1 protein-coding gene is annotated in these 311 nt (G+C 40.2%); it reads right to left on the bottom strand.

Translation table 11 applies throughout. The features are described from left to right. On the bottom strand, nt 1-311 hold a 311-nt coding region (locus SB749_RS19080; protein ID WP_410711686.1), incomplete at both ends, for a hypothetical protein.

Genomic DNA, 311 nt, shown 5'->3' with positions numbered 1-311 from the left:
ATCACACTGCTCAATATTGAATTGCTCTTGCTGTTGGGTGAGCTTATTTAGATTTTGTTGTTCAGTGCTTAGTGCGTGCTCTGCATGTTCTAACTGTTTATTTTGCTCGTTGAGCTTGGTAGCGAGAGTGCTTAGCTGCAAAGTAATAGTTTGCTTTTGTTGCTCGAGTGTTTTTAATTGCGTTGTGGTATTAAAAAACTGCTTAAAGCTGTGATTAAAATAGTTCCAATCAGTGGCCAATGGCTTTAGTTGATTGTTTTCTTGTAACCACTGCTGATGGTGAGTGCTTTGTGTTGTTGCCTGCTCCACGC

It is taken from the genome of Brevibacterium sp. SIMBA_078 (genome assembly GCF_046534565.1).
GTDB lineage: Bacteria > Actinomycetota > Actinomycetes > Actinomycetales > Brevibacteriaceae > Brevibacterium.
The sequence above is the reverse complement of the archived record's forward strand: the minus strand, read 5'-3'. Positions and strand labels throughout refer to the sequence as shown.